We start from the raw sequence: 26,422 nt of genomic DNA, 5'->3' as shown, positions 1-26,422 counted from the left end.
GATACACCCCATTAACTTATCAGTTACCTACAACCGGGAACTGTGAAATCCGCAACTTTGTACAGCCGTAGGGTATGAGCGTAATTTCTTCTTCGGCGCCCATTTCCATGCCATAAGTGATACTGTATGGTATAGGTCCTGTCATTTCATTATATAATAGCCAGGAGGGTATTCGTTTGGCGGTTGTTTTTATGGAGATAGGTGCCTGCGCAGATGACCATGGATAAGCGGGCATCACACCCGTGGTTGTTACTTTATAACGATCTTGCAGCTTATTATCGGGAGTGGCGATAAGGCTGTAGTTCCAGGGAGTGGTAGGGCGTACTTCAGTATAGTTTTGACCATTATCCACCGGATCTATTGTGTTGGTGACTTCCCGCGCTGCTTCCCCGATTTTTAGCGCATACGTGATAGGCCCACGTTCTACCGACATCGAATTTTCAAACCAGGTATTCTGGAAGATGTGCATCGGCAATTGCAGCTCTACGACATCGCCAGGTGTCCATTCCCGGGCTATCTTCACCACCTGGTTGCCGCCTGCTTCCTGCCACACTTTGCCATTTATTTTGATGATCCCTTTTTTACACCAGGCCGGAATGCGCAGGTGAAACGGAAAACTTACTTTCTTAGGTGTGCTAAGGGTAAACCGGATACTTTCTTCAAAAGGATAGTTCGTTTCTTCTTTAAACGTTACCGGTGTTTGCCGGCCTACATATACTTTTACTTCACTGGGTGCATACAGGAGGGCTGCTACGCCACTGTCTGTGGTGGCATACCATAAGTTTTGCGTGAATTTTGGCCAGCCCTGGTGCATATTGGAGGTACAGCAGGCATAGCCGGAGAGCAAGCCATAACAAAGATCGGTACCGCTATGGTTCACATCAAAATTGCGAATATGCCGGGTGGCCATTACCTGGTTGGCCTGCTGGAAATACTGCCGGGTCATAAAATCAGCGGAAATCTGTGCCGGCAAGGCATTGAATGCAATTTTTTCGATCTGGTCGGCATACGATACATCTCCGCTTATTTCGAGTATGCTTTCCAGTGAGAACATCATTTCTACAACGCTACACAGCTCTGCGCCCTGTGTAGGGTTATTGCCATGCAGGGCTTCATCGCCGCCATACATGCCCTGTGCCATACCGTTAAATTTGCGGAGGTCATCAAAACCTTTACGGGTAGCTTCCAGGTATTTGTTATCCGGCTGCTGCTGATAATAGATCACCGGTTCTTTCATTCCCTGCGCCAGGTTTACACCATGAATGCTGCCAGCCGTGGACAGAAGGTTGGTATGTAAAAATGCATCGGTATAATCAAACGTTTGTTGATGCAACAGTTTGGCAAGATCCAGCAGGAATGCATCTCCGGTAATATTATATAACCAATACACCACCATCAGGTTATCACCTGCGCGGTAGCGTGACCAGAATGTCCAGTGGTCGAGGGGCTTTTGCGGTAGTTCTTTCAGCTGATACCGGAAATAGTTGGTCAGGAGATGAATAATACGTGGATCGCTGGTGGCCTCATAGTATTGTTTTAATACTTTCAACATCACCATTTTGGGCCACCAGTCGTGGCTGTTGTCCCGTTGTATGCCGGGTTCGGGACTATAATCTTTGGAGGGACCGAAATAGCCGTCGGGCTGCTGGCTTTTAAGAGACCATTCCACCCAGGGCTTTACTTTGGCGATGAGGGCAGTATCTTTCAGGATATAAGCCAGCGGGAGCAGGCCGTCTATCCAGTAGGGGCCGCGTTCCCATTGGTCGCCATCGCCGCCCAGCCAGCCATTACGCTGGTTCATTACCAGCGGATATAATTTGTCCAGTTGGCCCGTGGCGCCATTCTTTTGCTGCACCAGCATGTTTCGCAACCAGCCTTTAGGCGTAATGGCGCCCAACGGAAGCGCGATGTAAGGTTTGGGATGAAGTGGCGCGCGGTTCGGGTAATAAGTTGGCACAGCAGTGCGTTGCTGCTGTGCCAGGGTGGAAAGGGAAAGACCCAGCAATATCGTGGAAGCTATAGCAATCAGTTTCATAATCTTTGTAGTCGATATAAATTTTATATGCCAAAATATGCTTTATCCGCTTTGCGAGATATCGTAATTGACTCAAAGTTTCTACAAATTGTATCAAATAAAAGGCTGCTTCCAGGAAGGAAACAGCCTTGCATATAGGGATAGCGGACAGTTATAAAGGCCGGCGGTCAATCAACCGGTTGTGGTGGCCGGGTTGTTTTACCAGGTCGAAGGCGTCGAATACCTCGCCGGTAGCCAGACAGGAACGGAACGACAACGTATCGTTATCGATGGTAACAAGACTATACAGTTGTATGTCGCCTGTTACTACATCCGTCCATTCTATAGATGTATCATACTCATACATTTTGGAACCACTAACGGTTACCAGGTACATGGTACCACCGGGAGCCACTTTTTGCATGCCCCTGCCATACGCATGGTCATGTCCCTGCAGTATAATGTCTACTTTATACTGATCGAAGAGTGGCTTTAAACAGGCTTTTACCTGCTTGTTGTCACGCCCTTTTTTGGTGGAAAACACCGGGTGATGCATGGTGATGCAGGTCCATTTGCAGGGATTGTTTTTCAGCAACTTTTCCAGCCATGCGGTTTGCCGGTTTATCTGGGCTTCGTTGGCTGCTTCTTCCAGCATCATGGTATTCAGCGAAATGAAACGTACGTTTTGGATATCCGTATAGTATACACTCCCTTCGAGGTTGTCATCTCCCGTACCATTGGCCGGCAGGCCAAACTGTTCTTTCCAGTACACCGACAGATGCGGTTGATCATCTTCGTGTGTATATTCATGATTACCGGGTGTTACAATGGCTGGAATGCTGCCATGTATATAACCACCTGCCTCAAACCACTGTCCCCATTCTTCGTCTTTGTTCGCGCGGTTTACCAGATCACCGGCATGAATGATCAGCTGCGCATCCGGTAACTGTGCATAAGCTTTCCGTATCACGCGGCTCCAGAAAGGACGGATGCCTACCTGTGCATCTCCCAGGTAGATGAAAGACAACTTACTGTTATCTGCGGCAGCAGTACGAAAGGAGGTCCACTCACTCCAGCCACTGTCGTTTCCCACGCGATAGGTATAGGCGGTAGCGGGTAGGAGGTTCTGCAGCGTTACCCGGTGATGTGCAGCACTCACCTGTTCAAAGCGGAAGCTGCGGGCATCTGCGGATACACGTTTGGCTTTGGCCGCGAAATCAGGATGGGCATCAGCGATCGCATATTCTGCATAATGTGCACCGGTAGCATCGGCGGTGCGCCAGTTCAGCGTAACTGAAGTAGCTGGTTTATCCGTTACCGTTAGTATAATGCGATCCGGTATGTTGGTGGCAGGATAAGGGATCGGCTCAAAACTTTCCAGTGCGGGATGAGGCATTGTTGCCGGCTGAGCAGATCTATCCGCTGCCGGAGCCGCCGTGGCCGACTCTAGCAATACGGCTCCTCCTACAAAAGGAAGGAGGCTCCCAGCCTTGAGGAAGTTGCCTAAAAATTTTCTTCTCTCCATATGTTGCATAGCTATAATCGTTTATCCGTTAACGTGATTGCAGGTACCACATTTTGGTATTGATATCATCCGGACCAAAAACGCTGATCGCTGCTTTGTAGTTATCCAGGTTTACATCCTGCTCAGAAGTAGGCCAGGCGTATCTTACCGGGAAAGTAGACTGAAAAGCCATGGGCCCTGCTACAAAAGCCGGGAAGCCGGTGCGGCGGAAATCAAACCAGCCTTCGGCACCGCGGAAAGTCATCGCCAGCCATTTCTGTGTGATCAGCTGTTTCAATGTACCATCATATTTCACGAGTGGTTGTTCGTAGTAGTTGCGGGTGGTGGCGGTAGCTTTCAGACCATAATAATCCATGGAAGACTCAATCCCATCATGGTAAAGTGTGGCGGCATCGGTGCCTGGCACAGTTACCTTACCGCTCTGCGCTGCCTCCGCCAACAGGAAACATACTTCGGAATAGACCATCATACTGGCTTTGAGACTGGCAGATTTATTCTGACGGAAGAAAGACGAGAAGACTGACTGATGTGATTCACCACCGTTATAGTCAGCAGGATTTACCGCTGCATGCGGTACACCTACATACTTGTTTTGATCCACAGTAGCGCCGGTGCTGCTGCTGACAGGTGCGATCCACAATTCCAGACGGGGATCATTTCTTTCCAGTAACGCATCTACCAGTTCCTTACTGGCTTTGGTTTTCAGGAAGTCGTTGTCGATCATATTCAGCGGACCGCCCGGCCAGCTATCGTCTTTTTTTACTCCGGGATAGATGACTTCTGCATTATCCGTGTTGGCAGCGATTATTGGATACTGTTCTTTGTTGTTAACGATTTCCTGTATGTCTTTGTATGCATCGGCATATGCTTTGGAACAACGCATTAATAACCGTAAACGCAGGGAATTGGCGAGTTTGCGCCATTTTAAAGCGTTGCCTGCATACAGCGCATCGGCGCCGGGATCTATGCCGGTACCGGCATTTTTCAACTGTTCGTTGGCATCTTTTAATACAGACAACAAACTCATGTAAATGTCCTGTTGTTTGTCGTAACCAGGTTTGATGTTACCGTTTTCCAATGACTGCAGCGCTTTTGAGTATGGCGCATCTCCAAACAAATCGGTGAGGTATGACATGTTGAATGCCATCAGTACGTTACCTGCCGCCACATAGGTAGATTTACCTGCAGCACCAGCTTCCTGCTGCATGGTTTTGATCACCATGGCACGCTGATAAATATCGCTCCAGTCTACTGCTGTCCACCGGAACAATTCATAATCGTTGTTGCGGATCAGGGTAATATACCTGCCCAATGCAGCGGGGCGCCGGGCAAATGCATTTTCTTCATATGCATAGGCGGTTTGCGTAATGGCTTCGGTGAAATGATATTCCGGCCGAGTGGTTACCGGACTGTTTGGGTTGGTATTGATATTGTCGAAATCTTTCGTACAGGCACTGAGCGTTAGTGCTGCAGAAAGGGTGGCGTAAATGCGGATATATTTTTTCATGAATGCGGGTATTAAAAATTACAGCTAAGTTTTGCGCCATAGGAACGGGTACCGGGTAATGTCCAGTGACCTACGCCCTGATAACGCTGGTTAGAAAGACTCATCGTGATTTCCGGGTCATAGCCGTTGTTGGCGGATGTCCAGGTATAAAGGTTGCTGCCGATCAGCGATAGAGATAAATTACTGAGGAAAGGCAGGCGGCGCATCAGCTGCGGGCCAAAAGCATATGTGAGGGAAACTTCTTTCAGCTTCACATAGGTAGCGCTGTAAGTTTCGTTCTCGTAGTATTTCCAGTATTTATTATCGTAGTAATCTGCAGCTGCAATGATCACATCATTTTTGCGATAGGTACCATCGCCGTTGGCAATCACTCCCGGCATGATCATACCGTCTTCACGTTTGTTGCCGTTGGCATCCGTCCAGTTAAGACCGCCATGCGCGGCATCACGCCCAGGAAGTGTATTTTCGGTACGTCCGTCCTGGATGAGGCTTTTCGCTACATAGGAGTAGTACTGTCCACCTTGTCTCCAGTCTATCAGCATATTCAGCGTGAAGTTGCGATAGTGGAAGTTGTTATTGAATCCAATCATATAATCAGGATTGTAATTACCGATTTTTGTAAAATCATTATCCTGTTGCTGTAGGCCTTTGCTGTTCAGCAGTGCCTGACCGGCATATTCACCATCTTTCACTTTCAGCCAGCTGCGGGTATAAAAATCGCCCATCTGTGTGCCTTCTTTGATCAGGTATTCGATGTTGCTGCCATCTGTGCTGCCCAGCATATAGCTGCTTACGCTTTTGGTCAGCTCAATGACTTTATTGCGGTTGCGGGTGAAGTTGATATCAGACTTCCAGGTGAAACGACCTTTTACCGGTACCAGGTTCAGGGAGGCTTCCCATCCTTCGTTTTGTATATTACCTGCATTGATCAGCATACTGTTGGCGCCGGAAGCGATGGTAGTGGGAGCCAGGATGATTTGATTGCGGTTGTTGGTTTTATACCAGGTTACGTTAAAGCCTATACGATCTTTCAGAAAGCTGGCATCGATACCGGCTTCATAAGAGGTCGCTATCTCCGGTTTCAACCGGTTATTTTTCTGATTAAATGTAACGGTAGCACGTTTTACGTTGCCCCAGTCTGTATCAAAAGGCACCGTGTTCAGCAGCTGATAAGGATCCGTATCTGCACCTACCTGTGACCAGTTGGCGCGTACTTTCAGGTAGGAGAGTGGCTGCCATTTCATATGCAGCATATCTGATACAATGGCGCTGAGAGATACAGAAGGGTAGAAGTAAGCATTATTTTCCGGTGGCAGCGTGCTGCTCCAGTCGTTGCGGGCCGTCATGCTCAGGAAAAGATATTGACGGTAGCTGAGTTCCCCTAACGCATATACGCTGTTGATTCTTTTATGTGATTTGCCCTGGCTGTAAGTCATGGCGCCGGCGGCAGCATTGGAAAGATTGTAGATGCCAGGCAGGGTAAGACTACCGGTAGATTCCTGGTTGCTGCTACTTTGCTGGTCCATGCGGTTGCCACCGGCAGCAATAGAGAAAGCAATATCACCTTTTAGTTTAGGCTTCCACGTTAGGAGGAAGTCGCTGTTTTGTTCCTGGAAGAGATCATTCTGTAATACAAATGCGCCTTTAGGATTTCTTTTGGCACTGAAAGGACGCTTCTGGTCCTGGTTCAGGGAATAATAGTCCAAACCGGTGCGCAGCATCAGCGTCAGATCCGGACGGATGTCCACAAACAACTGCACGTTGCCTGTTAAACGGTTACGGCTATAGCTGTTGGTTTCTTCGTAAGCGATCAGGTAAGGGTTATCATCGGTAGAGTAGGGATTGTACTGTTGCACTCCTTCTTTCCCTGGTACCCAGTAGTTACGGAGGTCGTGAATATTTACGTTAGGTGTGAGCTTATACACCTGCATGGTCACGCTTTCCGTGTAGGCAGAAGGGCGGTTATCACTACGGTTATTCGTATACGCAATATTGCTGCTGATGCGAATAGAAGGGCGAATATTGTATGCACCGGAAAAAGTGAGATTATTTCTTTTCATACCGGTATTAGGTACAATCCCATTGTTTTGCATGTTGGCATAAGAGATGCGGAAGTTGCCGGCATCACTGCTTTTTGATACCGCGATGTTATTCGTATAGGTTTGACCGGTATTGAAGAAATCTTTTACGCGATCCGGGTAAGCTCTCCATTCCAGCGGAATGGGTTTTCCATTGGCATCGAGGGGACTGTTCCACTGTACCAGTTTAACGCCGGTATTCAGGCGAGGGCCCCAGGCGCCGGTGCTGATGGTGTTATCTGACCCTGCCCAGTCGCCGGAACCGAATTCATTTTGAAAATGAGGAAACATCCAGGCTTTGTCGAACATCGCGGTGGAGTTAAACGAAACACCCAGTCCTTTTTTCTGTGCACCGGAGCGGGTGGTGATCAGGATCACGCCGGAGCCTGCGCGGCTGCCGTATAATGCCGCGGCACTGGCGCCTTTCAGCACGGTGATGCTGGCAATATCATCTGCGGGGATATCGCTGATGGGGCTGCCGTAGTCGATGGTTTGTTTACCATCAACGGCTTGCGCCGGATTCTGAATGGCGGGTGCCACGGGCACACCATCCACTATGTATAAAGGTTGATTGTCTTTGCTGAGAGAGGATTGCCCACGTATGGTGACCATTACGCTGGAACCCGGATCAGATCCGGTGCTGCGCACGTTTACACCAGGTACTTTTGCAGTGAGGTTGTTGAGTACGTTGGGCTGTGGTACATCACTCACTTCTTTTTCAGACAGCTGGGAGATGGCGTACCCGAGGGAGCGTTCACTTTTTTTGATACCCAGTGCGGTGACCACTACTTCGTTGAGCGCATTTTTTGCGGGCTGCATAATAGCATTTACCACGGTGGGTTGATCTGTGTTAACAGTGACGCCAAAGATGGTTTGTTTTTTAAAAGAGATATAGCTTATTTCCAGGGTATAGCTGCCGGGAGCAGCAGGCAGGTGAAAGCTGCCGTCAGCACCGGTAACGGTAGTCTGCTTTGTTTCTGTTAGTCGCACTGTAGCACCGGCAAGTGGTTCCTGAGTATCGGCAAATACTTTCCCGCTGATATTACTTTCTTTTTTATTGATGGTACTGGCTACGCTGAGAATAATATAGTCGTTGACGATACGATAGCGTATACCCGCGTCCGTAGTCAGCCATTCCAGCGCATCCGGCAAGGCCACCGGGCTTTTGCGGATTTTAACGGATTGCTGCATCCGTTCATTTACTTCTTCATCAAAAGTAAATTTCAGGGATTGCTGTGATTTCACCTGTTGGATAAACTGTTGCACGCTCAGTTTACTGCCGCTGAGGGTAATCAGTTTGCCGGGTAATTGCTGTGCGAGACTGTACTGTCCCACACATAACAGTAAGATCAACATCATAAGGCGATGCGATGACATAGTTTTCATTATTTTACAGTTGAATAGATGGCAGCTAACAGCTAACAGCCATTAGCTATTAGCTGCTAGCTTGTTATTTGTTGATAATAGTTTATGATTAGCTGTTAGCTTGTTATTTGTTGATAATAGTTTATAATTAGTATAGCTGAAAACAAAGGCTACAGGCTAAACGCTAATAGCTAAAAGCTAACAGCTGTCTCAATAGATGTGTATGTGTTGCTGATCCTGCTGCCAGGTGAAGCGGGCCGTTTGTGATAGTATGTCCAGTGCATTTTTCAGCGACATACGGTGGAAGCTGGCGGTAATATGTTTATGCAGCAATTCCGGCCGGTGTATAGTGATCTGTATCCCGTACCAGGCTTCCAGTTCCCGGCAGGCTACCGCGAAATCAGTTTGTTCGTAGCTGAGTTCTCCACTTATCCAGGCAGTGGCTGTTGCTGCGGCTACAGGCCGGATATTAAACTGTCCGTTGCCGGTATGCAGCAGGAGTTGTTCTCCCGGATGCAAGTCACCCAGTGGCTTGCCAGCAGCTAATAACTGTACTTTACCGGATTGGAGGATAAGAGATAGTTGCTGAAGATTGCTTTCTTCCTGTATTTCAAAGCGTGTTCCCAGTACCTGTGTGGTGTAGTTGCCTGTTTTAACGAGGAAAGGTTTGCCGGCGGCAGCAGCTACGTCAAAAAAGGCGCGGCCCTGCAGTAATATCGTACGTTCGTGCTGGTTATACTCATTATTATAACGGATGCTGGTGCCGGGAAACAGCGTGATGCTGCTGCCATCAGGCAACTGTACCTTTTTTATCAGCATAGGCGTGCCCGTTACCATGGTCCAGCTGACAGGTGTTGGTGTGGAGCGGGAAGCAAAGAAAGTATAGGCTGTTCCAAGCAACACTATAACGGCAGCGGCTACACTAATCCGGAGGAAACGGCGGCGGGGCAGCTGTTGTTGCGGTGCAGGTTCCTTCACCGTTGTATCTATACGGGTACGATGGTAAAATTTCTCCCAGGCATCCTGGTCGGGCAGGTAATGTATACCTGCGGTGGTAGTCTGATGCCAGGCCATTTCCATGCAGGCCTGAACAAAGGCGGTATCCTGGCCACTGGCAATATAATCTTCTGCGATGCTTCGGTCCTGCTCCGGCAGGGTTCCTGCGAAGTAGGCAATCATGAATGTTTTAGCTGGTCGTTCCACGGTAACTGTTTACATCTTTATAAGACGCAGGTAAGAAACCGGTCAAACTATCCGCAAAGGTTGAATTAATATACGCTTAACATTGGGAGTAAGGTAAGGAATACAAATGGCAGGAGATCGGCATAGTCCTGTAGCTCTGTGCGCAGCATTTTAAGAGAGGAGGCAATATGATTTTGTACGGTATAAACGGAGATGTTCAGTTGACTGGCAATTTCTGCATAACTCAATCCTTTTTCGCGGTTCAGCACAAATGCTTCTCTTCTGCGTGGGGGCAGCTTATCGAGGCATTGCTGGTAGCGCTGCACCAGTTCCCGGTAGTGAAGCTTGTCGGACGGCTGAATAGCAGGGTAGTCGTGGTCCGGAGAGATCTCCTGCGTCAGCATTTTCTTCCGGCGGGTCATACTCACCACTTCATTGCGCATCATAATAAAAAGATAACTGTTGAAATCATCAATACCTGCCATCCGTTCTTTCTGTTGCCATACCTTAAATAGTACGTTCATCGCCAGTTCTTCACTCAGCGTATGATCGTTGATAAAGCGGGCAGCGTATCGTAACAGCCTTGGGAAGCAATAATGAAAAACAGGTTTGAACTGCAGGTCGCTTCCATTCAACCACTCCCGCACATACACTTCAATTGCAGAAAAATCTTCCATCGGGTATCTGGACTTTAATCATGACATCACAAATATAGCGGGGGCATGTTACGCCATTGTTAAGCCAACAAATGGTGGATATCTTTTTTATGCTTAAGTTTGAAAGAAAAAAATGCGCCTGTTAATCTTTCTGTTTGGCATCTTATTCATTAGTACAGCAAATGCGCAAACCACTCCTTTTTTAATCGGCGAAGTACGGCAGATCCGGTCAACGGAACTAAATGAAACACGTACACTGAATATTTATCTCCCGGAGGGATATGAAAAAAATCTCCAACAAACCTACCCGGTCATATACCTGCTGGATGGTTCTGCGAATGAAGACTTTTTGCATATAGCGGGACTGGTACAGTTTTTAACCATGATTCAGCAAATGCCGCCTTCCATTATAGTGGGTATTGCGAACATAGACAGGAAAAGGGATTTTACCTTTCCTTCTATGGTGGCGGAGGATAAAAAAGATCTGCCTACGGGAGGAGGATCCGCAAAATTTATCAGTTTTATTGAAAAGGAATTGCAACCTTATGTAAAGCAACATTTCAGAACCAATAATGTCCGCACCATCATTGGGCAATCGCTGGGCGGCTTACTGGCTGCACAAATACTGGTGGAACATACGCATTTGTTTAACCGCTATGTGATCATTAGTCCCGGCTTGTGGTGGAATAATGAATCGTTGCTGGCCAAAATAAAGAAGCCATTCCGTGATACAGGAATAGATGCACAGATTTTTATTGCGGTAGGTACAGAAGGAAAACAAATGGAAGATGATGCAAAGATGCTGTCAGATAAGCTACAGGCTGAACCGGTAATGGGCATGTCGGTGGTGTTTGTACCCATGCCGGAGGAAACGCACCTGACTATTTTGCACAACGCAGCTTATAAAGCATTGCAGGTATTGAATCCGCAAAAGAAATAATGATGGGCTGTGGAAGGAGTTTACCTTCTGGCATAAAATTGAGATAGTATACAACCATATGTCGCAGCTAAGCTTTTTTGAGGATAATGAGAGCCTGCTTTTTCCGGAAAATCTCCTGGAATATTATCCGCATTTCCTTGAAGCGGGAGCAGGTATCACGCTCCTGAATGAGTTGATCAGCACCGTGCCCTGGAAGCAATCTACTTTAACGATAAAGGACAAAGTGATCCTTACACCACGACTGTTGGCCTGGTATGGAGATGCGAAATACAGTTATCGTCTCTCTGAAAAACAATTTGATCCATTACCCTGGACACCGGCCTTACAGGCGTTACGAAATAAGGTGGAAGATTTCACGCAGCTGCATTTTAACAGCGTGTTACTGAATTATTATCGGGATGGTAACGACTCTGTTGCCTGGCATAGCGATCATGAGCAAGAGCTGGGGAAGCATCCCAATATCGCTTCCTTAAGCCTGGGGCAGGCGAGGAGTTTTGATTTCAGACATAAGAAAGATCATCAGCGTAAATATTCTCTGAAGTTGGGCAATGGCTCATTGCTGATCATGAAAGGAGATCTGCAACAACAATGGGAGCATCGTATCGCTAAGTCCACCCGACCTTTGCAGCCAAGAATTAATTTAACGTTCAGAATTATTTACTAACGGGTTATAAAAAGCGTAAGAAGGTGTGGGCAATATCCAGGCTTTCCTGGTAAGAAATCGGCTTGGTAATAAAAGAATGTGCACCAAGTTCCATGCATTTCTCTTTTTCAAAAGGGTTGATAGAAGTAGAATAAATGATTACAGGTATATTTTTTAAACGGTCATCCTGTTTGAGGCTCCTGAGGGTTTCGGTCCCATTCATCCTGGGCATGTTCAGGTCTAATATAATGAGGAGCGGAACCGGGCTAAGTGCATCGTTTTCCTGTAAAATAGTCAGTGCCTGTTCTCCGTCTTCCGCAAAACAAATCGTATCAGGTGCATTTATAGACTCCATTGAAAACCGAATGATATCCCGGTCGTCAGCATCATCATCTACCATGAGAATTTTCATCCGTTAATATTTATCCACTTTCTTCAGTCAAAGTAGATGCCATTAGGATTATTTTTAATTTTAAACCCGCTAATGCTCACTCCTATTGATTAAGGGAAAATGAACAGGTGCCCCAAAGTGTGGAATTCGGGCGGAAGGAGGGTAATAGATTACACGGATTTTTAAACCTATTCACAAATACCTTAATTTCGCCCCATCGTATAAAAACCTGTTTTTATGAATCTATACACGGCAGTAGCATTACCGGTATTCCTCCTGGCTTTACAGCCTCAGGACCTTTACAGCAAAGACAAACCTGTAACAGCATACACAGCCCCCAAGCCCCAATCGCGTATTTCTTTTGGTAATGGCATTGATCTTATTGTAAAAGGTCTGGGTTTAAATATCGACAATATCCGCTTTATTAAAGCCCCTAAGGCTACGGATTACTTTAAGCTGGCCAACGACAAAGCGCCTTATGCACAGTCGCTCATCATCGCCGGCAATAACGGTATCCAGTCTGGTCGTGACCGGAACCCGGAGTCACCTGCCACCAGGGAACAGTTTGCACTTGCTTTATATGAAGCCATCACCGCTAAAAACCAGTACCCGGTAAATATGATGTGGCTGAATATAAAAGATGAAAAGTCTTTTACAGGCAGCGCGCTCAATGCCGTACAAACACTTATCAAATTCAATGTAGTAGCACTGGAGAACGGCAATTTCCGTCCTAAAGCATACATCACCAAAACAGAAGCTGCTACTATGGTAAAGAAAGCTGCCGAATTTATACAGTCGCATAAAGAAAATGCCGGAGAAGGACAAAAGGCAGATGGCGCTGTTACTTTTACCACCACGCCGGTAAACGACCAGGTAAACAGTATTGTACTTTCCGCCGGTACCAGGCCTACCGGAGGTTATGAACTTCGTATTACCCGTATCGATTTTACGGCCACCAACGAGGCCATTATTCACTATAAGCTTACTGCGCCTGCTCCAGGCAGCATGACTATACAGGTGATTACAGAGCCGAAGGCAGAAACGTTTATTGGCACCGCTTATAAAGTGACGTTGAAAGGAGAGAGTAAGTAAAGAGAATTACGAATTACGGATTTGTGGGTAGATAACAGCAGATGATCAACATTTGCCTGTCTACCCGCAAATTCGTAATTCGTAATTCCTAATTCGTAATTGCTTCTATGCTGTCTTTTCCTATTACCGTCCAGTCATCATTACCATGACCTTTCTCAATCCAGCGGTCCATTTCTGCTGCGATAGCCGGTAATACCGCCAGATGGGTATCGCCTTTCTTTGCGGCATCAATAAACAGCTGTGTATCTTTTCGGGCCATGCTCAGTTCCCAGGAAGGATTGTTATAGGTACCGGAGGTCATCCTTTGCAGTCTGGCAGGTAGCCCTGTGCCGGGATTCCAGGCACCAAACAGGGAGCTGACATCGCTGATAGGGATGTCGAGTGCTTTGGCGAGTGACAGGGTATCTGCGAGGCCAGCCGTCAGACTAACCAGGAAGCTGTTGCCAATCAGTTTTATGCCAGCCGCTTTGCCAACAGTATCTCCAAAATTGATCACCTGGCCGGTCATTTTAGCGAGGGCTGGTGTAATGTTGCTGATCACTGTCTGATCGCCGGAAACCAGCATATACCCAGTGCTTTCCAGCGCATTGGAAGGCCCCATAAATACAGGTGCATGTACGTACGTGAATCCACGTGTGGCCCATTCTTTCGTTCTTGCAACGGCGCCATCGGCAGAAGTAGTGGTATGATCAATGATCATCGCCCCGGGCTTCAGTCCTGCGAGCGCTGCCTCCAGTACTTCATTTACGGTATGGTCATCTTTTAGTGCCAGGTGTATGCGGTCTGCCCCTTTTACGGCTTCGGTCACATCCGCAAATGCTTTGGCGCCAAATGTTTCCAGTGCGGTAGCTTTAGCGGTAGTGCGGTTCCATACCTGTACGGTTTCTCCTTTACTGATAAGTGCCCTCACAAAATTTGATCCCAGAAGGCCCATGCCTAAGAATGCTATCATAACCTTTTTTCTTTCGAAGGTAGATTAGAATTACGAATTAAGAATTACGAATTACGGATTTGCAGGTAGATAACAACAGATGATCAACATTTGCCTATCTACCTGCAAATCCGTAATTCGTAATTCTTAATTCTAACTCAGGTCTTTGCTTTTTCAAAGTGACTGTTATCACCACTGCTGCTACGGTTGGTTTGTAATAAAATGACTACCGGCGTCTGATAGTTTTTAGCATCCAGGTGAAGGAAGTATTCATTTTTCCCAATTACTTCCGGTAGGAGTGGTTGTGTTGGATTGTCCAGGTAAGCAGCTTTTGTCAGCGTGGTTTGTGCCGTTAGTTTTACACGGAGACTACCAGATACCGGGACATTGCATACCACCATAAAAACACTGTCGGTACCGGTTTTACGGATATAGTAACCCCAGTCCTGTTTTTCAAAACCGGCATAACCACCGCCACGGATAGCTGCGCCGTTTGTTTTCATCCACTGACCAATTTCCTGCATACGCTGTAATTCTTCTGTACGGAAAGTACCATCGCTTTTAGGGCCAAAGTTGATGACGAAGTTGCCGTCAAGGGAAGTGGATTTTACCAGCATTTCAATTAATTCGTTCGACGTTTTTATATGTCCTGCCCACTTCGCATTATAACCCCATTGATTTTCCGGAATGGTCATCACACCTTCCCAGTCGTTACCATGTATGTCGGCAAATTTTTCTGGTAGCTTGCGTTCCCAGCCCTGTTCATAGTCGCCCATCAGGTGACCATTGGAGTCAAAATGCCTGGCGCCTTTTTCATCGGCGCGTAGGCGGCTGCCAATGATCAGGCCCGGATGTATTTTTTGCAGGTACTGTTCCAGTTCATCAGAAAAGGCGCCATCATTTTTCCAGGAGTCATCCCAGGTGCCGTCAAACCAGAAGCCTTTTACTGTTGGATATTTTAACAGCAGTTCCTGTAGCTGGTTTTTTACAAACACTTTAAAGCGGCTGTTGGCGAGACTGTCAGCCGGCGTTTTCAGTGAAGCGCGGTAGTCAGGATGGTTCCAGTCGATGATGGAAAAGTAGAGGTATACATCAATACCTTTTTTATTATACGCCGTAACCATGGGCCCAATGATATCTTTTTTCCAGGGAGAAGCAGCTACCGTATAGCGGCTATACTTACTGGGCCATAAGCAGAAGCCGTCATGGTGTTTGGTGGTAATAATCATGTAGCCGGTGCCCATGTCTTTCGCTTGTTGGGCCCACTGTTCCGGGTTGTAATTAACGGGGTTAAATTGCTTGTATAAGTTATCGTAATCTGCCTGCGGCATTTCTTTCCAGGAGCGGATCCATTCGGCTGCACCGTTGTAAGTTTTGCCTTTCCACTCGCCGCCTGGAATGGCATACAATCCCCAGTGAATGAACTGTCCGAGGCGCAGGGATCTCCAGCGTTCCATGTCGGCATCTGTTCTGTTGCCGGCGCGGTGCGCTCCATGTTCCAGTATGATACTATCTTTTGCTGATATGCCTGTCTGTCCCTGGCTTTGTAGTTGTAATAACAGCAATGCGGTGGCAGCAGCCGTACAAAATTTCTTCATTGTTATCAGTTAATGTGTCCAGGTAATGGTGTCTGTTATAGCTTTCCCATTTTGAGTGCCCGTTGCCTTCAGGATATTTACACCAGCTTTGAGGAGGATGTTGTCAAAAATAAAATCCCGATGATTGGCACCCTGATGGCCGGTCACCGGCTTACCATCGTTGAGGGTAAGTGTGATGTTTTCCAGGTTGCTGAAGACTTCCACCTTCACCTGCGCCTGTTTCCGGATATTATTTCTGCGCTCTGCGATGTAGATCATTGGTTCCGGATTCCAGTTGGCCTTATACCAGTAGAAAGCATCTTTTTTCTGCTTGCGGTCATAGGTGATTAAGCCCTTTAGGTTTCGTGCATTTACACCACCTCTGTTCCACATGGGAACGGCAAATTCAAACATATTCCACAAATACGAGGCGGCAATGTAAGGATGTTTTTCTATGACAGACCACTGTTTTACGTGGGTGGCTGTTTGATAGGTTTCGGGGAAGAATTGTCCGCTTACCGGATCAAAATCTGTCGAAATACTATCTGTATGCTGGTTAATATTTCCATCTGCACCATATTCTGTGAGCATCAGTTTATAGTCAGGATAATTTTTTTCCAGTCCGCTTACCCATGTTTCTATGTCGTTGATCTTTCCTTCGTACCAGCCGAAGTAGCGGTTCATGCCTTGTATGTCTGCTGCCAGGTTCGCGGGACGGTTCATTTCACCATAACCACTGACGGCTACCGTATACCTGCCCGGATCTTCTGTTTTGGCCAGGTCATTCAGTTGTCGTGTTAACACTGCCACATGCTCATCGGGTGTTTTGGAATATACTTCATTGTGCATCCCCCATACATAAATAGCGGGGTGGTTTCTGTTTTGCCGTATCAGCTCTGTGAGTTGTTGCCGGGCGTTTTCACTTTCTTTTCCGGAGAAGTTGTTGACAAAGGGTATCTCTGCCCAGATCACAAAACCCATGCTATCACATTGGGAGTAGAGATAATCCGATTGCTGGTAATGTGCAAAACGAATGGTGGTGGCGCCTATTTCGCGGATCAGGTCCAGGTCAGCTTTATGTTGTTCGTTGCTGAGCGCGTTGCCACAGTCCTGCCATTCCTGGTGACGGGTAACACCGTGCATGACGTAAGGTTGTCCGTTCAGGAAAACGCCTTTGCCGGGGAGCACTTCAAAACTGCGTATGCCCAGTGGTTGTGTTACTGCATCAATGATATGACCGGCTGTGATAATGGAAGTGGTGAGTGAATAAAGGTAAGGATCTTTCAGGCCGTTCCACAGGTGTGGCTGCGTAACGGGAAGGTCCTGCCGGATGATGTTAATGCCCTGTGGACTAAGTACCACGTCTTTAACTACTACGGCTATACGTTTTCCCTGCCTGTCTTTGATCTCAGTTTGTACCTGTGCAGTGGTATGATGTGGCTGTTTGTTTTCAATTTTTGCAACTACGCTGATGTCTGCTTTTTTATCACTGACATTTTCCTGGCTGATGGCGAGTCCGGATGACGCGTAATCTGTGGTCGTGATGTTGATATCATTGGTGATGAGCAGGTTCACGGGGCGGTACATGCCACCGAAAATGCCAAAGAGAAAATTGTTGATCGGAAGCACATCTTCCCGGGCCTGGTTATTCGCTTTCAGGACAATGGTATTTTCCGCTCCATATTTCACGGAGTGTGTGATTTCGAAGCAGAAAGCAGCATAGGAGCCCTTATGCTCACCTATTAACCGGTTGTTAATATAGAGCGTAGCCACGGAGCCCACCCCATCAAACCGGAGAAATAACCGTTTCCCTTTCAGTGCAGGATCTACTTTGAACATCTTTTTATAACAGCCATCGCCGGCATAGAAATTTTTGCCTTCCTGCATGTCTTTGTTATTCCAGGTATGCGGAATGTGCACGTTTGTCCAGGCGGTGTCTGTTTGGCTGGAATCAGCGATGAGCGGTCCTTTTCGGAAAGCCCATCCATCGTTGAAAGGAATTACTTTTCTTCCTTCCTGTCCGTACCCCTGTAAAAACAGGAGTACAGTCAGGAATGTTATGAGGGTGTGTTTGTTCATCTGTTCTGTTCTGATTATTTGCTATATCCTTCGTTCTGTTGCAGTACGGCATCTTTGTTCACATCAATTTCCGACTGCGGAATAGGCAAATGTATATTGAAATCGCTGATGGTAGGAGCTACTTTCGGGTTATATTTCCGGACTCTTTCCACCAGTTTTTTGGTGCGGATAAGGGTGAGGCGGCGTAGTTCTTCGGCCGTGAGTTCCCTGGCTCTTTCGTCGAGAATATAATCCATGGTTACTTCAGATGCCTGCACGGGCGTAGCATGTGCGCGATCGCGGATCACATTGATACTGGTGGCCGCATCCCCGGGACGTCCCTGTAACAGTTGTGCTTCTGCCAGCAGCAGGTAAGTTTCCCCGAGGCGCATTTGTATCCTGTCTTTATAAGACTGCGCCCCTTGTATATCCTGCGGTTGAAACTCATACCATTTAGTAGTATGGGCATAAATATTCTGGATCGTATCGAAGCCGCTCACGATGACCGGTTGTCCGTATTTAGCTGACGCAGGATCATTGTAATAGTACTTGCGGCGGATATTGTACGGGGAGTTGCGCATATCTTTTTGTTCGTACAGTTCATACGTCCACCAGTTGGTAGGTCTGATCCTACCTATGCCACGGCCGCCGAGGGAGTCACATACTTTCATGCCGGCTACGTTTACATAAAAAGGCCCCCATTCGCGGCGGCGCTGATCAAAGTTGGTAACAGCACCACCACCGGTTACATTGTATTGTTGTTCAATTACCCAGATGGCTTCTGTATTGCCCTGACTGCGGCGCATGTTGCCATAGGTGAACATATCAGCAAATGGATCACCGGGCAGGGATGCTTTAGTGCCATAGCGGTTGGTGATCAGGGTAAAGAATTTGCTATCGATCACTCTTTTGGCAGCAGCTTCTGCATCTGCCGGTTTGTTGGCACGGAGCAAGGCTTCGGCTAATAGCTCTGTGGCTGCGAATTTATTGATGCGACCCTGTTTTACTACATTGGCAGGATCGGGAAGATGTGCTTCTGCAAAAGTAAGATCTGTGATCATCTGTTGTATTACCGCATCTTCTGTGGCCCTGGTATAGTCGGTGCGTGGAACGGATACCGGTGCCGTAATCAGTGGTACACCGCCAAATAAAATAGACAGGTGATTGTATGCATAAGCGCGGAAGAAACAGGCTTCTGCTTTATAGAAGTCACGTTGTGCATCCGTCAGTGATGCCTTGGGATTGGCGGAGGCATCAATGACCACGTTAGCAGCGTTGATCACTTTATAGCCCCAGTTCCAGATACTGCTCAAAGAGCCGGTTTGGGAATTGAGGTTCTGATAATTCTCATAAGGTGCCTGTACAGTGTTGGGTTGCCCGGTAATGGCCATATCGGTACCTACGTAAAAAGTGGCCAGTAAGCCCTGCACATCACCATAGTCGGCACGTACGATGCTTAACATGCCGGTGCTGGCTGCTTCAAAACCCAATGGATCCACGAGGGTATTATCCGGTGCGTAATCAGATTTCAGCTGTTCGTTGAGAAAACTTTTGCTGCAGGAAGACAGGGAGGTGATGAACACACCTGCTGCCAGCATTCCGCATATATATAAGCTCTTTTTCATGATCATATCTTTTTAGATTAGAAACTGATATTTACCCCCATGATGATGGTGGTGTTAAGCGGGTAAAAATTTGAACTCTGCTGATCAGGACCTTGTCCGTTGGCTAAGCGCATGTCTTTAGTAGTACCTGATGTAGCAATAGCAGACGGAGAGGTTTCCGGATCATAACCTTTCCATTTGGTAAAGGTGGCGAGGTTACGACCGCTCATATACACCTGCAGATTAGAAATTTTATGACGCTGTAATACCTGTTTATCAAAATTATAACTGAGTGTAACGTCTTTCAGGCGGATAAAAGAGGCGTCCTGTGCGTATTTATATCCTTTAGGATTGGTATAAGCCAATGACGGGTTGGTATTGATCTTATTGTCAGAAGTCCAGTAAGGAACGTCTGCCGGCAGATTTACAATACCAGCCTGGTCTCTGTTATCAAGAATATTATTGGGGCGTAATGAGCCATGTACATCCTGGAAGAAAATGTTCAGCGTAAAGTTTTTGTAGCGGAAAGTATTGGTTAAGCCAGCCACATATTTAGGTAATTGTGAGCCTAGATAAGAGCGGTCAGCTGCATCTATTTTACCACTGTTATCAATGTCTTTGAATTTGATATAACCTGGTTTGGTACCCGGATCGATCTTGGAATCTTCACCTACCTGCCAGATGCCTGCCATGGTATAATCGTAAATACCCAGCATTGATTTACCAATAAACAGGTTGTTGCCGATATCATCTTTATTATCACCATAAAGTGCCACTACTTTATTTTTATTGAAGGAGATATTGAAAGATGTTTGCCAGGAGAAATTATCGGATTCAATGTTCCGACTGTTCAGTAATATTTCCAGTCCTTTGTTGGCGGTTTCCCCGATGTTATCATATACAGAAGTGTAACCGTTGATGGCTGGTATTTTTCTGCTGAGCAACAGGTCGTTGGTATGCGTGCTGTAGGCTTCAATACTGCCACTGAGGCGATCGTGCAGCACGGCGAAATCAAGGCCAATATTTAATCCGGAAGTGGTTTCCCATTTCAGGTTGGGGTTCCCCAATGTAGAAGGCACCACACCGATGGCAGTAGCGCCGTCATAGATATAATTGGCGGTGGTCATTCTTGTTAACGTACGGTAAGCGCCTACTGCCTGGTTGCCGGATTTACCATAGGAAGCCCTTAATTTCAACTGGGAAATAGTGGGTATGGCGGCCATGAATTTCTCCTGCTGGATATTCCATCCGGCAGCGATAGACGGGAATACGCCGTATTTGTTATTGTCGCCAAATCCGGAGTAGCCATCACGGCGGATAGTAGCGGTCAGCAGATAGCGGCTGTCGTAGTTGTAGTTCACTCTGAACATCTGCGATAACAGGGCACTGCCGGTATAGGAGGTAGTGGTTTTCTGTACCTGTGCGGCTTTCATATTACTGAAGTCCAGGTTATCATTTATAAAAGAGTTGGCATCCAGTTGCGAGGTGAACTGTTCATCCTGTTGGGCACTATATAACGCCGTGAAATCCAGGTTATTTTTTTTCACGTGGAGGTTATACGTCAGGAGATTTTCAACGATCCACTGTTTGTTTTCTTCATTGTACACTTTAGCAGTACCTAACATGTCGCCCATTTTTCGACCGGAATAGTCGCTGGTGCGATTGGGCCGGAAAGAGTAGGAGGCGTTCATGCGGTATTTCAGTCCTTTCAGGAAGGTGGGTGCTATTTCTGCATAGCCGCTGGCGGTGATATTTTTTCCACGGTCCAGTCCTGGATTATACAGGTTGATGAGCGGGCTCATATACAGTGTTTGCGGTGCAATGGGATATACTTCATAGTCACCGGCAGCATTGTACAGGGTACCGTAAGGACTCAGTGCATTGGCATCAAAGAGGGTGGCTTTACCGCCGTCCTGGTTATTGTTTACGAAGAACATATTCACACCGGCTTTCATCCAGGGAGTTACGTTCGCGTCTACATTGGCGCGGATGCTGGCGCGGTTATACTGGAACCCTTTGACGGTACCATCTTCTTTCAGGTAAGTACCGGAGATATAATATTTCACATTATCGGTACCACCGGAAATGCTTAGTTCATGACTGTGGATATATCCCTGTTGCTGGATTTCTTTGAGCCAGTCTACTTCTGGTTTGCCATTGGCAAAATTTTGTTGTTCAGATAGGTAAGGCAGGTCTGGTGCGTCGGGGCGGCCGGCCTGGATATTATACCAGTGATTTTTGGTGCGGTATTGTTCACCATTCATTTGTTGTACGGTGTTGGATTGGTATTCCGGTCCGGCGTAGCCGCTGTAGGAAATAACAGGTTTACCGGTTTTTCCCTTTTTGGTGGTGATCATGATCACGCCATTGGCTCCTCTGGCGCCATAGATGGCAGATGCGGATACATCTTTCAACATATCAATGGCGGCAATATCATTTGGGTTGATATCATTATAAGAGCCACTGAAGGGGATACCATCCAATACGATCAGTGGTGAGTTGCTGGCACTGATGGATTTGAGTCCACGTAAATAGAAGGCAGGGGAGCTGCCTGGCTTGCTGCTGTTGCTGACAATATTTACGCCTGGAGTTGTTCCCTGAATCGATTGCAAAACGTTGGTAACGGGTAAATTCTGGAGCCTTTCTTTAGGAACAGATGCTACTGCGCCTGTTACATCACTTCTTTTCTGGGTACCATACCCTACCACTACTACTTCCGTTTGTTGTTCAACGGATGCTTTCAATACAATATTGAAGGTGCCGTTGCCGGTAACGGTTACTTCCTGTGGTATCATGCCCAGGTAGGAAAATACCAATACCTGGGGGCCTTCTGCAGTAATGTGCAGGGCATAGCTACCATCGTTGCCGGTGCTAACGCCCTGGGAACTACCTTTTACTCTGACAGACACACCGGGTAAAGGTGCGCCTGCTTCATCGGTTACCGTTCCTTTTACGTCTGCCGGTGGTGCGACCAGCGTTCGGTCTTCTTCCTTAGCGGTAGCCACTTTGGGAGAAATGAAAACGGATTTGTTCACGATTTCATATTTCAACGGCTGTCCTTTCAGCATCAGGTCCAGGAATGCCTGGATCGATGCATTTTCCACTTTCATGGTCACTGGATTCGCTTTTTTCAATACTTCCCTGCTGGCTACTACGGTGTAGCCGGATTGTATCCTGATGACAGCGAAGATTTGTTCTACCGGTACATTCCTGCCTGACCAGGTAATCAGTTGCCCGAATCCTGTAGCATGCACATTTAACAGAACGACCGTAAGCAATAAAAACGTCAGTTTCATAACTAACAGCATTTTGGTTGGAAACCAGCTCCTGGTCAGTACTTTACCTGATGTAGGTACATGACGGGTCTGGTTACAAAGAGCAATTTTTTGCATAGCTTTGCATTGATTTGGCTTGTAAATAGATAGTTGTCTGGAATACTCAACTGTTTTGCATAGCTGTAATCTTTTAGCCGGAGGTGGTCGAAACACCTTCGGTTTTTTATTACAGGTATCCTTGCATAGATGTTTGAATTTTAGTTCACCGTTTTTCTATAACATTCTTTTTTCTGGTTGTCTGATAACATGATATTTTAAGATCCTACTATTAACTTTCTGCCTTCCAAACGGAAGTGGATACCTGATTCCCGGAGGAATGTGAGTACGCTGGCCAGTGTTACATCACTGCCTATTTCTCCTACAAATGTGACATCAGGAGGTGTTGTTTCATATACTACGTCAATGTCGTACCACCGGGCAATCATGCTGATGACGGTAGTAAGTTTTTTATCCTGGAAGTTCAATGTGCCATTTTTCCAGGCAATCACAGCGAGGGTATCTATCTGTTTGTTAAGAGTGGTTACACCGGAAGTTTTGTTGATGTCCAGTTGTTGTCCTGGCAGCAGGCGCCTGGCTTGTTCTTTTACCTTTACTTGTACAGCGCCTTCCAGCAGGGTAGTGCTGATGTTGTTTTCATCGTGGTAAGAGCTGATATTAAAATGTGTGCCGAGGACTTCCACGGCGGTTTCGTTGTTGATATGTACGATAAATGGTAACGCAGCATTGGAGGCTACTTCAAAGTAAGCTTCTCCCGAAAGTGTTACACTCCTGTTGTTGCCGGTAAAGGCAGTGGGGTAGGTGATGGCACTGGCGGCGTTCATCCATACGTGGGTGCCATCGGGCAGTTGCAGCTGGAATTTCCGGCCTCTGGGTGTGGTCATGGTATTATAGCTTACCGTGCCGGCCCCGGAAGCATCATAGCTCAGTTGCCCGTTGTGGAGCCGCAGCTTAGTGCCCTGTTGCGTGCTGATAATGCCGTTATGCAGGCTGTCCAGCACTACCCGGCTCCCATCACTGAGGGTGAGTACCGCGCCGTTCTTACCGGGTTTTACGTCGGTGGTAATGGCGGCTAATACAGGTGCTGGTGTGTTTGCCCGATGCTGCCGCATCAGGTAAGCGCCGGTGCCTATCAGCAGCAGCACAGCAGCTGCGGCAGCATAGTACCAGCGATAAGCGCTTATTTGCCGGGTAACCGCCACTGGTTGCAGGATCTGATCAATGGTGGCTTCGTACAGGGCCGGGTTATATGCAGGGTCGGGGGCAGCGGAAGCATGCAGCTCACTGATCATGGCTGTCCATTCTTCCTCCTCACCGTCTGCGCGGAGCGCAGCGAATAGCTCTTCTTCTTCCGCGGCGGTAGCGGTACCGTTATAATAACGATGCAATAAAAACCGGTAGTACTCTTTTGCTTCCACGATACAATCCCTTCTTTTGCTCATAGACGCTCCCAAACAGATACTGTACTATGCGTCTTTAAAAAAAATTAAAAAAATCTGGACAGGAGTATAATCAGTAGGATAGGAAGTCGTGTTCCTGTTTGCTTTTCCAGGTATTCACGAATAAATTTACGGGCGGTAACCAGTTGGTTTTTGACCGTGTGCTCAGATATGTTCAGCGTTTCTGCAATTTCCTTGCGGGATTTGCCATCCTGGGTATTCATCATAAAAACCTCCCTGCGGGAGGCCGGTAACTTTTCCACTGCATGTTTAATGAGTTCCTGCAATTCCCGTGCATAGATGCCGGCCGATACATCTTCATTGTCAGGCATATCTTCTGCGATATCATCCTGCCGGTTTCTTTCCCGTGCATATTTTCTCAGTACAGAAAGCGAATAGTTGGACGCCAGTGTATACATCCACCCACCGGGATTTTCAATAGCTCCCAGGGTATGACGTATGAGCCATACTTTTAAAAAAACCTCCTGTAATACTTCTTCTGCAGCTGCATCTGACTTCAGTAGTTTTTTTACAGACCCCAACAGCACTGCATTGTAGCGATGATACAATAAACGGAAGGCTGTTTCATCTCCATCTGCAATTTTTGAAAAAAGAAGCCTGTCCTCAGTTAAACTCAAAGCGCGTTCTGGATTTTATGGCAAAAACTATTGATCAATATTATATCATTTCCGCTTTTCCAGCAAGCGCTTTCTTTCTGCAGCGACTTTTTTTCCCGGAAATCAATTTCAGAAACCATTAATTTAGCGCATGGAAAATCATCCGCAATTTACAGCAATGGCATCTGCCGCCATCCATGCCGCCCAGTCTGATATGGGAGAGAATGCCCACCTGGTACCGGTTTACGCTACCGCTACCTTTACCTTCGATAACGCACAACAGGGAATGGACCGTTTCTCCGGCACCGCGCCCGGCTATATTTATTCCAGGTTTGGTAATCCTACTGTATCGGTAGCGGAAAAACTGATCGCCACACTGGAAGCATTTGGTATTGTACAGGAAGATGGCAGCCCTTTGCCCCTGAAAGCCTTGCTGCATTCCAGCGGACAGGCAGCTATGGCCAGCATGTTCCTGGCGAATATAGCAGCCGGAGATACGGTGCTCACTCATTACTCCCTCTATGGCGGTACACATGAGTTCCTGTTCGACTTCCTCCCGAAATTCGGTGTGAAAGCGTTGATTGCCGATTTGCATGACCTGGATAGTGTAGAGAAACTGCTGCAGAAAGATCATACCATCAGGATGATCCATATTGAATCGCCTGCCAATCCCTCTATGCGGTGTGTGGATATTGCAGCTGTTTGTAAAATAGCCAGTGCCTATTCCGTGAAAGTAAGTGTTGATAATACCTTTGCCACACCTTACCTGCAACAGCCTTTCCGGTATGGCGCTGATTTCGTATTTCATTCCACCACCAAATTCCTGAATGGTCATGGCACTGCCATTGGCGGTGTACTCCTTGGGAAAGACCTTTCCCTGATGCAGAAGGTAAATAAGACTGCTAAATTGCTGGGCGGCTGCGCCAACCCTTTCGACACCTTCCTGCTGGTTCAGGGCATTAAAACACTGGAGCTGCGCATGAAACAACACTGCAGCAATGCCATGCGCGTAGCAGAATTCCTATATGCACATGCCGGCGTGGCAAAAGTAAATTTCAACGGACTGCCATCCCATCCGGATTATGAATTGTCTGCCCGCCAGATGCGTTATCCCGGTGCGGTGATGAGCTTCGAATTGAAAAACGGTTTTGACGCTGCTGTGCGTTTTATTGACCGGCTTCAGATGTGTGTACGCGCCGTGTCGCTGGGAACATTGGATACGCTGGTATCGCATCCCGCTTCTATGACGCATTCCGGAATGAAAAAAGAAGACAGGGAGAAAGCAGGAATTTCTGATGGGTTGATTCGTATCAGTGTGGGATTGGAGAGCGTGGAGGATATTTTGCGGGATCTGGAGCAGGCGTTGGGCTAAATCATTTTTGTATGAAAATGTAGACTCACCGGCTATCAAAATTATCTTTCCAGCTTCTGTTTTTGAGAAGCCGGAAAGATAAATATTTTTTAATATAAT

At 47.1% G+C, this 26,422-nt stretch carries 18 protein-coding genes; 4 read left to right on the top strand and 14 right to left on the bottom strand.

The features are described 5' to 3' along the window. Positions 1 to 19 precede the first annotated feature (19 nt). The 6 genes from AB4Z08_RS13575 to AB4Z08_RS13550 all read right to left on the bottom strand — a co-directional run bounded on the left by AB4Z08_RS13575 (position 20) and on the right by AB4Z08_RS13550 (position 10,348). Positions 20 to 2,035: a beta-L-arabinofuranosidase domain-containing protein gene (locus tag AB4Z08_RS13575; protein ID WP_441574284.1), complete on the bottom strand. Its 2,016-nt coding sequence runs from the start codon at positions 2,033 to 2,035 to the stop codon at positions 20 to 22. 151 nt (positions 2,036 to 2,186) lie between these two features. Beyond that, the gene (locus tag AB4Z08_RS13570) at positions 2,187 to 3,548 is read right to left on the bottom strand and encodes a fibronectin type III domain-containing protein (RefSeq protein ID WP_441574283.1); all 1,362 of its coding nucleotides are present in this window, start codon (positions 3,546 to 3,548) and stop codon (positions 2,187 to 2,189) included. Positions 3,549 to 3,567: 19 nt separating this feature from the next. After that, entirely contained in the window at positions 3,568 to 5,046 is a 1,479-nt protein-coding gene (locus AB4Z08_RS13565) for a SusD/RagB family nutrient-binding outer membrane lipoprotein (protein WP_441574282.1), read from the bottom strand. An 11-nt stretch (positions 5,047 to 5,057) separates the two neighbouring features. Further along, positions 5,058 to 8,510: a SusC/RagA family TonB-linked outer membrane protein gene (locus AB4Z08_RS13560; RefSeq protein WP_441574281.1), complete on the bottom strand. Its 3,453-nt coding sequence runs from the start codon at positions 8,508 to 8,510 to the stop codon at positions 5,058 to 5,060. A gap of 189 nt (positions 8,511 to 8,699) precedes the next feature. Then, positions 8,700 to 9,692, bottom strand: a complete 993-nt coding sequence (locus tag AB4Z08_RS13555; RefSeq protein ID WP_441574280.1) for a FecR family protein — start codon at positions 9,690 to 9,692, stop codon at positions 8,700 to 8,702. Positions 9,693 to 9,757: 65 nt separating this feature from the next. Beyond that, positions 9,758 to 10,348 (bottom strand): sigma-70 family RNA polymerase sigma factor, encoded by a 591-nt coding sequence (locus AB4Z08_RS13550; protein WP_441574279.1) that lies wholly within the window; start codon positions 10,346 to 10,348, stop codon positions 9,758 to 9,760. 112 nt (positions 10,349 to 10,460) lie between these two features. On the opposite strand from AB4Z08_RS13550, the gene AB4Z08_RS13545 reads away from it, so the two are divergent. Beyond that, a complete protein-coding gene (locus AB4Z08_RS13545; protein ID WP_441574278.1) occupies positions 10,461 to 11,267 on the top strand; it encodes an alpha/beta hydrolase in 807 nt (268 codons plus the stop codon). A 58-nt stretch (positions 11,268 to 11,325) separates the two neighbouring features. Further along, positions 11,326 to 11,931 (top strand): alpha-ketoglutarate-dependent dioxygenase AlkB family protein, encoded by a 606-nt coding sequence (locus tag AB4Z08_RS13540; RefSeq protein WP_441574277.1) that lies wholly within the window; start codon positions 11,326 to 11,328, stop codon positions 11,929 to 11,931. Between the two features lie 4 nt (positions 11,932 to 11,935). Here the strand turns inward: AB4Z08_RS13540 and AB4Z08_RS13535 are convergent, their stop codons facing one another. After that, positions 11,936 to 12,322 carry a response regulator gene (locus AB4Z08_RS13535; protein WP_441574276.1) on the bottom strand — a complete coding sequence of 129 codons (387 nt, stop codon included), beginning with the start codon at positions 12,320 to 12,322 and terminating at the stop codon, positions 11,936 to 11,938. A gap of 216 nt (positions 12,323 to 12,538) precedes the next feature. On the opposite strand from AB4Z08_RS13535, the gene AB4Z08_RS13530 reads away from it, so the two are divergent. After that, the gene (locus AB4Z08_RS13530) at positions 12,539 to 13,393 is read left to right on the top strand and encodes a protease complex subunit PrcB family protein (RefSeq protein ID WP_441574275.1); all 855 of its coding nucleotides are present in this window, start codon (positions 12,539 to 12,541) and stop codon (positions 13,391 to 13,393) included. Positions 13,394 to 13,481: 88 nt separating this feature from the next. On the opposite strand, the gene AB4Z08_RS13525 is transcribed toward AB4Z08_RS13530, so the two are convergent. From AB4Z08_RS13525 to AB4Z08_RS13495, 7 genes are all read right to left on the bottom strand, one after another. Continuing rightward, positions 13,482 to 14,345, bottom strand: coding sequence for an NAD(P)-dependent oxidoreductase (locus AB4Z08_RS13525; RefSeq protein ID WP_441574274.1), 864 nt, complete (start codon positions 14,343 to 14,345; stop codon positions 13,482 to 13,484). Positions 14,346 to 14,482: 137 nt separating this feature from the next. Next, positions 14,483 to 15,922: an alpha-L-fucosidase gene (locus AB4Z08_RS13520; protein ID WP_441574273.1), complete on the bottom strand. Its 1,440-nt coding sequence runs from the start codon at positions 15,920 to 15,922 to the stop codon at positions 14,483 to 14,485. Between the two features lie 9 nt (positions 15,923 to 15,931). Continuing rightward, entirely contained in the window at positions 15,932 to 17,980 is a 2,049-nt protein-coding gene (locus tag AB4Z08_RS13515; protein ID WP_441574272.1) for a glycoside hydrolase family 2 protein, read from the bottom strand. A gap of 14 nt (positions 17,981 to 17,994) precedes the next feature. After that, complete coding sequence (locus tag AB4Z08_RS13510; protein WP_441574271.1) at positions 17,995 to 19,584, bottom strand: RagB/SusD family nutrient uptake outer membrane protein; 1,590 nt, start codon at positions 19,582 to 19,584, stop codon at positions 17,995 to 17,997. A gap of 17 nt (positions 19,585 to 19,601) precedes the next feature. Further along, the gene (locus AB4Z08_RS13505) at positions 19,602 to 22,955 is read right to left on the bottom strand and encodes a TonB-dependent receptor (protein WP_441574270.1); all 3,354 of its coding nucleotides are present in this window, start codon (positions 22,953 to 22,955) and stop codon (positions 19,602 to 19,604) included. A gap of 197 nt (positions 22,956 to 23,152) precedes the next feature. Beyond that, positions 23,153 to 24,337, bottom strand: a complete 1,185-nt coding sequence (locus tag AB4Z08_RS13500) for a FecR family protein (RefSeq protein WP_441574269.1) — start codon at positions 24,335 to 24,337, stop codon at positions 23,153 to 23,155. Between the two features lie 44 nt (positions 24,338 to 24,381). Further along, a complete protein-coding gene (locus tag AB4Z08_RS13495; protein ID WP_441574268.1) occupies positions 24,382 to 24,972 on the bottom strand; it encodes an RNA polymerase sigma-70 factor in 591 nt (196 codons plus the stop codon). Positions 24,973 to 25,102: 130 nt separating this feature from the next. On the opposite strand from AB4Z08_RS13495, the gene AB4Z08_RS13490 reads away from it, so the two are divergent. After that, positions 25,103 to 26,323 carry a trans-sulfuration enzyme family protein gene (locus AB4Z08_RS13490; protein WP_441574267.1) on the top strand — a complete coding sequence of 407 codons (1,221 nt, stop codon included), beginning with the start codon at positions 25,103 to 25,105 and terminating at the stop codon, positions 26,321 to 26,323. Positions 26,324 to 26,422: the final 99 nt, after the last annotated feature.

This window comes from Chitinophaga sp. RAB17, from assembly GCF_052114225.1.
GTDB lineage: Bacteria > Bacteroidota > Bacteroidia > Chitinophagales > Chitinophagaceae > Chitinophaga.
Note: the sequence above shows the minus strand (reverse complement) of the source record. Positions and strands in the feature narration are given on the sequence as shown.